This is a genomic window from Streptomyces sp., assembly GCF_036566765.1.
GTDB lineage: Bacteria > Actinomycetota > Actinomycetes > Streptomycetales > Streptomycetaceae > Streptomyces.
Genome location: NZ_DATCVQ010000496.1, coordinates 1 through 7,745, shown reverse-complemented (window position 1 = coordinate 7,745; position 7,745 = coordinate 1). Strand labels below are relative to the sequence as shown.

At 71.0% G+C, this 7,745-nt stretch carries 8 protein-coding genes; 2 read left to right on the top strand and 6 right to left on the bottom strand.

Features of this window, described 5'->3' with window-relative positions:
* The 4 genes from VIU94_RS28875 to VIU94_RS28860 form a co-directional block, all read right to left on the bottom strand.
* On the bottom strand, nt 1-981 hold a 981-nt coding region (locus tag VIU94_RS28875; protein ID WP_331915650.1), incomplete at its 3' end, for a xanthine dehydrogenase family protein molybdopterin-binding subunit.
* A 10-nt stretch (nt 982-991) separates the two neighbouring features.
* Nucleotides 992-2,137, bottom strand: coding sequence for an XdhC family protein (locus tag VIU94_RS28870; RefSeq protein ID WP_331915648.1), 1,146 nt, complete (start codon nt 2,135-2,137; stop codon nt 992-994).
* A gap of 36 nt (nt 2,138-2,173) precedes the next feature.
* Nucleotides 2,174-3,151, bottom strand: coding sequence for an FAD binding domain-containing protein (locus VIU94_RS28865; RefSeq protein WP_331915646.1), 978 nt, complete (start codon nt 3,149-3,151; stop codon nt 2,174-2,176).
* On the bottom strand, nt 3,151-3,777 hold the full coding sequence (locus tag VIU94_RS28860) for a (2Fe-2S)-binding protein (RefSeq protein ID WP_331915644.1): 627 nt from the start codon (nt 3,775-3,777) through the stop codon (nt 3,151-3,153). Before VIU94_RS28860 ends, VIU94_RS28865 begins: the two co-directional genes overlap by 1 nt.
* 349 nt (nt 3,778-4,126) lie before the next feature.
* Between VIU94_RS28860 and VIU94_RS28855 the strand changes: the two genes are divergently transcribed.
* Nucleotides 4,127-5,212, top strand: coding sequence for an oxygenase MpaB family protein (locus VIU94_RS28855; protein WP_331915642.1), 1,086 nt, complete (start codon nt 4,127-4,129; stop codon nt 5,210-5,212).
* Nucleotides 5,213-5,308: 96 nt separating this feature from the next.
* Here the strand turns inward: VIU94_RS28855 and VIU94_RS28850 are convergent, their stop codons facing one another.
* On the bottom strand, nt 5,309-5,905 hold the full coding sequence (locus tag VIU94_RS28850; protein ID WP_331915640.1) for a TetR/AcrR family transcriptional regulator: 597 nt from the start codon (nt 5,903-5,905) through the stop codon (nt 5,309-5,311).
* A 62-nt stretch (nt 5,906-5,967) separates the two neighbouring features.
* Between VIU94_RS28850 and VIU94_RS28845 the strand changes: the two genes are divergently transcribed.
* Nucleotides 5,968-6,813 (top strand): SDR family NAD(P)-dependent oxidoreductase, encoded by an 846-nt coding sequence (locus VIU94_RS28845; RefSeq protein ID WP_331915638.1) that lies wholly within the window; start codon nt 5,968-5,970, stop codon nt 6,811-6,813.
* A 33-nt stretch (nt 6,814-6,846) separates the two neighbouring features.
* Here the strand turns inward: VIU94_RS28845 and VIU94_RS28840 are convergent, their stop codons facing one another.
* Nucleotides 6,847-7,704 carry a helix-turn-helix transcriptional regulator gene (locus tag VIU94_RS28840; RefSeq protein WP_331915636.1) on the bottom strand — a complete coding sequence of 286 codons (858 nt, stop codon included), beginning with the start codon at nt 7,702-7,704 and terminating at the stop codon, nt 6,847-6,849.
* Between the last annotated feature and the right edge of the window lie 41 nt (nt 7,705-7,745).

Here is a 7,745-nt window from a genome sequence, read left to right as displayed (position 1 = left end):
GGCGTCCGTGGTGTTGTGGGCCGGGGTCATGGGGAAGGTGACCGTGGTCGGGCGCTCGGAGACGCTCTGGTGGCTGACGGCGTTGAGGACGCCGTCGCGGGAGGCGCCCAGCCGAACGGTCTGGGTGAGCTGGGGCCGGTGTCCAGTGAGGGTGAACATCTGCTCGCGGGTGAGGACCAGCCGGACCGGGCGGCCGATCTCCCGGGCGGCGGCGGCGGGGAGCGGGGTGTCGCTCCACAGGATGACGCGGGCGCCGAACGCGCCGCCCACGTACTTGGTGTTCAGCTGGACATTCTGCGGAAGGACGCCAAGCCGCTGGGACATCCCGAGTGCGAACGCTGCGGGGACTTGCGCGCCGGCGTGGATGGTGACCCGGTCGCCGTTCCAGACGGCGAGGATCGCGTGCGGCTCCATGGCTACGTGGTGCTGGATGTGCTGGTGGAACTCGGCCTTCACGACGACGTCGCTGGCGTCGAGCGCGGCGTCGATCGATTCGACGCCAGGGGCCAGGACCTCGAGGCTGCTCGGCGTCCCGCTGAGGGTGGGGCCTGCGGGCTCGTGGGGTTCGTCCGCGAGAGAGGTGCGCGGTGGCTGTGCGGCGTAGGCCACTGTGACCAGTGCGGCGGCGTCACGCGCCTGTTCGGGGGTCTCGGCGACGACCATCGCGATGGCCTGGCCATGGAATCGGACCTCCGTGTCCTTCAGAGGGACGTAGTTCTCCACGAAGCCGGCGAGTGGGCCGGTGATCGGATACAGGTTGAGCCGGGACTCCGGAGCGGCGTAGACGCGCAGGACACCCGGCGCCGCACGGGCGGCTGTCGTTTCGATCCTGGTGATGGTGCCCCGTGCGATGGTGCTGGTGACGAGGTGGGCGTGGGCGAGGTCGGTGGCGCGGTAGTCACCGGAGTACTCGGCTGCGCCGGTGACCTTCAGTCTGCCGTCGACGCGGTCGGTCTCGCGGCCTACGGGGGAACTGGGCATCGTGACTCCTTCAGCTACTGAGTGCGAGTGCACCGGTCGACGGCGCACTGTGGTGGATGGGGACCCCGGTGCTCAGGGGTGCCCCCGAGCCGCCGTGCCGGTGGGCGACTATCTCCGCCGCGATCGACAGGGCCGTCTCCTGCGGGGTGCGGGCTCCGAGGTCGAGGCCGACGGGGGAGCGCAGGCGGTCGAGCTCGTGGTCGGTGAGGCCGGCGTCACGGAGCCGGGCCAGGCGGTTCTCGTGGGTGCGGCGGGAGCCCATGGCCCCGACGTACGTCAGGGGCAGCCGGAGGGCGGCCGTCAGCAGTGGGAGGTCGAACTTGGGGTCGTGGGTGAGCACGCACACGACGGTGCGGCCGTCGAGCAGCCCGGCGTCGGCCTGGGCCTGGAGGTAGCGGTGCGGCCAGTCGACGACCACGTCGGCGTCCGGGAACCGCTCCGGCGTGGCGAATGTTGCCCGTGCGTCACAGACGGTCGCCCGGTAGCCCAGGAATGTGCCCAGCAGGGTGAGGGCGGCGGCATGGTCGATAGCGCCGAACACGAGCATCCGTGGGGGCGGGGTACTGGACTCCACCAGCAGCGTCATGGGTTCGCGGCAGTAGCTGTCGGCCACCCCGATCTCGACGGTGCCGGTGCGACCCGCATCCAGGGCCGCAGCCGCGTGAGTCTCGGCGACCTGGTCGAGCCGGGCGTCGCCGAGGGAACCCTCGGCGGGCCGGCCGGTCCGCACGACGAGCGCCCGCCCGAGGTGCGTGCTCGGGCCGCGTACCACCGTGGCCACGGCCACCGCCTGGCCGCTCGCGGCATCGGCGAGGGCCGGTTCCAGCTCCGGCTCGGCGCCCGGGTCGTGGTGACGTAGCAGCACCTCGATGATCCCGCCGCAGGTCAGGCCGACCCCGAGTGCGTCGGCGTCGGAGTACCCGAACCGCAGCGCCTGGGGCTCGTGGTTCCCGGCGAGCATGTCCTGGCAGGCGTCGTGCACGGCGGCGTCGACGCACCCGCCGGACACGTTGCCCAGCACCGCCCCGTCCGCGTCGACGACCAGCGACGAGCCGGGCTGGCGGGGTGCGCTGCCGGCCACACTCGTGACGGTGGCCGTCACGAACGGGGTGCGGCCCCGGGCACGTCCGAGCAGCCGGGCGGCGAGCTCAAGCACGGCGACCGCCCGCCCTCGCGCCGTCTGACCCGTCGCTCATCGGCTCTCCAGCAGCTCGGTCAGCGCCCGCACCAGGGTGCGGCGTAGCAGGGCGGGCTTGAACGCGTTGTACTCGCGCGGCTCGGCGCCGTCCGCCGCGCGGGTGACGGCGGCCTCGAACGTGGCGGCGTTCGCGGGCCGCCCGGTCAGCGCGCGTTCGACCGCTGGCAGCCGCCACGGCCGCGTCCCGACGCCGCCGACGGCGATCCGGGCCTGGGTGATGGTGCGCCCGCGCAGCTCGAGGGCGACGGCGGCGGAGGCGAGCGCGAACTCGTAGGATTGCCGGTCGCGGATCTTGAGGTAGTGCGAGCGTGCAGCGAAGCGGGAGCGGGGCACCGTGATCCCGGTGATGAGTTCGCCCGGTCGCAGAGTGTTCTCGATGTGGGGCGTAGCCCCGGGCAGCGTGTAGAAGTCGTCCAGCGCCACGGTCCGGGTGCCGCGGGCAGAGCCCAGGTGCACCACCGCGTCCAGAGCGACCAGCGGTACGGCCAGATCGCTGGGGTGCGTCGCGATGCATGCCTCGCTAGTGCCCAGGACCGCGTGGCCGCGGTTGATCCCCTCCAGCGCCGCGCAGCCGCTGCCCGGCTCACGCTTGTTGCACGGGGTAGTCACGTCGCGGAAGTACCCGCACCGCGTGCGCTGCAACAGGTTGCCGCCGATGCTGGCCATGTTGCGCAGCTGGGCCGAGGCGCTCAGCTCCAGCGCCTGCGCGACCATCGGGTAGTGCTCGCGCACCGTGCGGTGCTCGGCAACGTCGCTCATCCGCTCCAGCGCGCCGATGTGCAGCCCCTTGCTGTCCAGCGTGATGCCGTCCAGAGGCAGCCGGTTGATGTCCACGACGCGCTCGGGGGTCATCACCTCGAGCTTCATCAGGTCGACCAGGGTCGTGCCCCCGGCCAGGAACGCGGTGTCCGGTCCCGCGCCCCGCAGGGCCTCGCGTACGGAGCGGGCCTGGGTGAAGGTGTAGGGCCGCATCAGCGCATCACCTGCTGGGCGTCCCGGATCGAGTCGACGATGCGGGGATAGGCGCTGCACCGGCAGATGTTGCCCGACATGCGCTCGCGGATCTCGTCGTCCGAGTCCGCTCCGCCCTCGTCGTCGACCATCGCGACCGCGGACATGATCTGCCCGGGGGTGCAGAAACCGCACTGGAGGCCGTCGTGGTCGATGAACGCCTGCTGCATCGGGTGCAGTCGGTCGCCGTCGGCAAGGCCCTCGATCGTGGTGATCTTCCGGCCGGTCGTGGTGGCGGCCAGGGTGAGGCAGGACAGCACGCGCTGCCCGTCGATATGCACGGTGCAGGCCCCGCATTGGCCGCGGTCGCAGCCCTTCTTGGTGCCCTTGAGGTCCAGCCGCTCGCGCAGCGTGTCCAGCAGGGTGGCCCGCGGGTCCACCCGCAGCGTGACCGGGTCGCCGTTGACGGCGGCCCTCACCGTCACCTGGGCCACACCGTCCACGGTGAGTGCCGAGGCGGCTCCCGCTGCCTCGACCTGTCCGGTCGTCAGCGGGGTCACGGCGGCAGCGGCAGCCAAGCTGCCACCCAAGAAGTTGCGCCGGGACACACCCCAGCGGTTCGGTCCGGCGTCGTCGTCTTGGTTCATCGAGTCTCCTGGCTGGTCGCACGTTCGGGCAGGGGCAGGACAGCGCCGCGACCATTCGTGTGGTCTCCGGGGTCGGTGCTGCTCCAAGGCTGGCCGCTGGGAGCGGGACTATCCAGGCTCTGTCGATCCGAGGCTGGGGTCGAGCCGACAGCGTTGGAGCGGGCATCGAGCGGGTCGGGGACACGATGTGTGTGTTTGGGGGGATTGACAGGCCGTGGCTGTCGGTCTGGGAGGCGGCTTGAATGCCGTCATGACCTCTTCGAACACTGACTCATTGGTGCCTGACCGCGTTGTCGGCATTACCTCAGCCCGGAGCACGCACGGCGATCGTGCCGACTTCATGTTGCGCATGCTGCAGGTGGGGGACCCGCTCGCCGACGCCGTGATCGTCGAGTTCGACGAGCTCGGCCGGTCCGCCCGTACCGCGCTCCAGCGTGGTCTCGCCGAGGGTCGGGCAAGCGTGCCGGACGTTCCGCCCGCCGTGGACGCGCTGCTCGCTCACGCCGAGACCGTGCCCGGCTGGGTCTCTTCGGAGCTGCTGGACGACGGGGACCGGACGTCGCTCGCTGTGCCGCCGCACTGGCGCAGCTTGGCCTTCTCCGGTGGCTCGCTGGCGCACACCTACAGTTCCCCGGCGATCGCGAAGCTGCTCGTGGGCACGGGCAGGCTGACGTCGACGGCGCCGCGCCGGCTCGCCGAGACCGGGCTGTGGAACGCCTCGGCGATCCTGCCCGGTGGTCTGCGTCGCGGTGCTCCCGGCTTCGTGCAGACCGTGCAGGTCCGGCTGCTGCACGCACGGGTACGGGCCTCGGCCATGGCGCACGGCTGGGACGCCGACCGGTGGGGGGTGCCGATCAACCAGGCTGACATCGCGCGCACCTGGCTCGACTTCACAGTGGTGCCGTTCACGTTCCTGGAGGGAGTCGGCTACCAGCTCACTCCCGAGGAGGAGTCCGGTATGTACCGCTACTGGTGGTACATCGGTCACCTGCTCGGCCTCGACGAGGAGTTCTTCCTCGACATCGAGGACCACGCACGGGCCGGTGAGCTGCTCGATCTGCTGGACTCGACCACCGCTCCGCCGGACGAGAACAGCCGCGCTCTCGTCGGAGCCCTGTTCGATGCGGCGGCGGAGGCCCTCGCGGCGGTACCGGAATCGCCGATGGGCGCTCCGGGCTGGCGCGACCTACTGAACGCCCTGGCCGGTCGGTACCACGGCGAGGCCGCCGGCCCGCTGGGCATCCCGGACTCGCCTTTCGCGGCGGTGCTGCCGCTGCTCGCCGCAGGGGAGGCGAGGGCGCGTCACTACCAGGCCCAGGTATCCGGCGCCGTGCAGCACGCCGTGGAGGACGGCACCCTCGCCGTACGAGGACTGGTCACCGCGCTTTCCGGAGACAGCACCGTCTATCAGGACCAGGCCACGGCCGCCCCGTGACAGGGCCCGACACCATGGCCCACACGACCACAGGAGGGCTTCCTGGTCGCTCTTCGTTCGATCTCGGTCCGACCTCTGTGCTCCTGGGACTGCGGGTCAGGCCCGGAGGGCGTCCACGGCCTGGTCGAACAGGTCCACGGGATCGCTCGTGCCGCCCGACTGGCGCCACGCCTCCACCGCCACGTCGAGACAGGCGAGCGCCGCGGCGATGACCGCGCGGGCTCGCGGGTCGGCCGTCGCGCCGGGCTCGATGCCCAGACGCCGCTCGATGTTCGGGGCGAGCAGCTCCTGCCATCGCAGGTGCTTCTCGAGGTGTCGTGCACGCAGCGACGGGGCCTCGGCGTACATATCGGCGATCTGCAGCGGGGTCGCGGCGTCGGTGGCCTGCTCCTGCAAGCCGATGAACGTCTCGCGGAGTGCCTCCCATGCCGTCTCCGTCGCGGGGCGCGCCTCGAGGGTCTCGCGCACACGCGCTCCGAGCGCCTCGAGGTCGCCCATCACGACGTCCTCCTTGCTTCCGAAGTAGTGGAAGAACGACCGTCGCGAGATCCCGGCGGCAGCCGCGATCTGGTCGACGGTCGTCGCTTCATAGCCCTGCTCCACGAACAAGCGCAAAGCGGTGCTGGTGATCTCGGCATGGACGGCCCTGCGCGTGCGTTCGCGCAGCGTCGGGGCATTGGGCTGTGGATCCATGCACCAACCTTACCCTTAGTACGTTCCTTGCATTCGATGCAAGAAGGTGCCTACAGTGCAGTATGCCTTCCGTCGACTTCACCTCTCAGACCACCATCGTCACCGGCGCCAGCTCGGGCATTGGAGCCGCCTTCGCACGGGCTCTCGCGAAGCGCGGCTCCGACGTGATCCTGGTCGCCCGCCGCCTCGACCGCCTGCGGGAGCTCGCGAGCGAGCTCGAACGCGACCACGGCGTCCGCGCCACCCCGATCGCCCTCGACCTCAGCAAGCGCGGAGCCGGACAGGCCCTTGCCGGTGAGATAGCTGCCCGCGGCCTCACCGTGACGAGCCTCGTCAACAACGCCGGCTTCGGTACCGATGGGCCGTTCCACGAGGAGGACCCCGATCGCCTGCAGGACGAGATTGCCGTCGACGTGGCGAATCTCGTGGACATCTCGCGCGCCTTCATCGAGCCGCTCCGCCAGTCAGGACGCGGCGTCCTGGTCAATGTCGCGAGCATGGCCGCCTACATGCCCGGGCCCGACATGGCCGTCTACGGGGCGTGCAAGGCCTTCGTCCTGAGCTTCACCGAGGCGCTCTGGTACGAGTCGCGGTCGAGCGGCCTGCGCGTGTTGTCTCTCGCCCCCGGCCTGACCCGTACCGAGTTCTTCGATGACCTGGCGGGCGGCGCCTACAACGGCAGCTACCAGACGCCCGAGCAGGTCGTCGAGGCGGGCCTGCGCTCGCTGGACCGCGGCAACCGCCGGCCCAGCATCGTCTCGGGCCGGGTCAACGGCATCGCAGCCGGCGCGGGCCGTTTCTTCACCCGCCGCCGCGCCGTGATCATCTCCGGGCAGTTCGGTGCCCGCTCACGCAACACCCCGGCCACTGTGCCTGCCCTCACCACACACCGTCAGGCGAACGGCTAGGCCGCCAGTACTCGTGGCCATGCGTCGGCAGCTTCAGGACGGCTCGGTGAGCGACTGTGTTCCGATCACGGCGAGCAGTTCGAGCAGGTCAGCGCTGTCGGTGCCCGGCGTGGGGGTAAACCAGAGCAGTCGTTGCCGACCGTCCTCGCTGAACAGGTTGAGGCAGTTGACATCGATCAGGCCGAGCTCGGGATGGTTGATGCGCTTGCGGTCTCGACGGCGAAAGGCGACGTCGTGGCGGTCCCACAGTGAGGCGAACTCCGCGGAGCCCTCTCGCAGCTCGGCGATCATGGACCGTGCTTCCGTGTCCCGGCTGCCTCGGCGGGCGGCTCCCGCACGCAGGTCGGCGACGAATGCCTGTGACTGGGCGTCGTGGTCGGCCTCGGGGTAGATGGCGCGGGACGCAGGGGCCACGAACCAGCGGTAGGCGAAGCTGGCGTGCCTGCCGGTGAAGTGTGTGTGATCGCCCACCAGCGCGACGGCGAGCGGGTTCTGGACCAGCGTCACGTGCAGATCGGTGATCACCTTCGCGGGCGTCGAGGCCAAGCGGCCGAGCAGGTCCAGCATCCCGGGCTGCACGTGCGACGCCGCACTGCCCGCGGGAGGCACGGGCCGCTCGGCCAGGTGGAAGAGGTGACGCCACTCGTCGTCGGTCAACCGCAGCGCCCGGCCGAGTGCGGCCAGCATCTGCTCGGACGGCTGGGAGCCGGCGCCGCGTTCGAGCTCGTTGTAGTAGTCCACCGATGCGCCCGCCAGCTGGGCGACCTCGTCGCGCCGCAGGCCGGGCACGCGGCGCCGCGGACCGGGAACAAGGCCGACCTCCTCCGGCCGGATCCGTTCGCGGCGGGAGCGTAGGAAGGCGCCCAGCTCGGCGTACCCGGCGGTTCTCATGCCTCAAGTATCCCGTGAACAGGGTTGCGGTCACAGGGGGT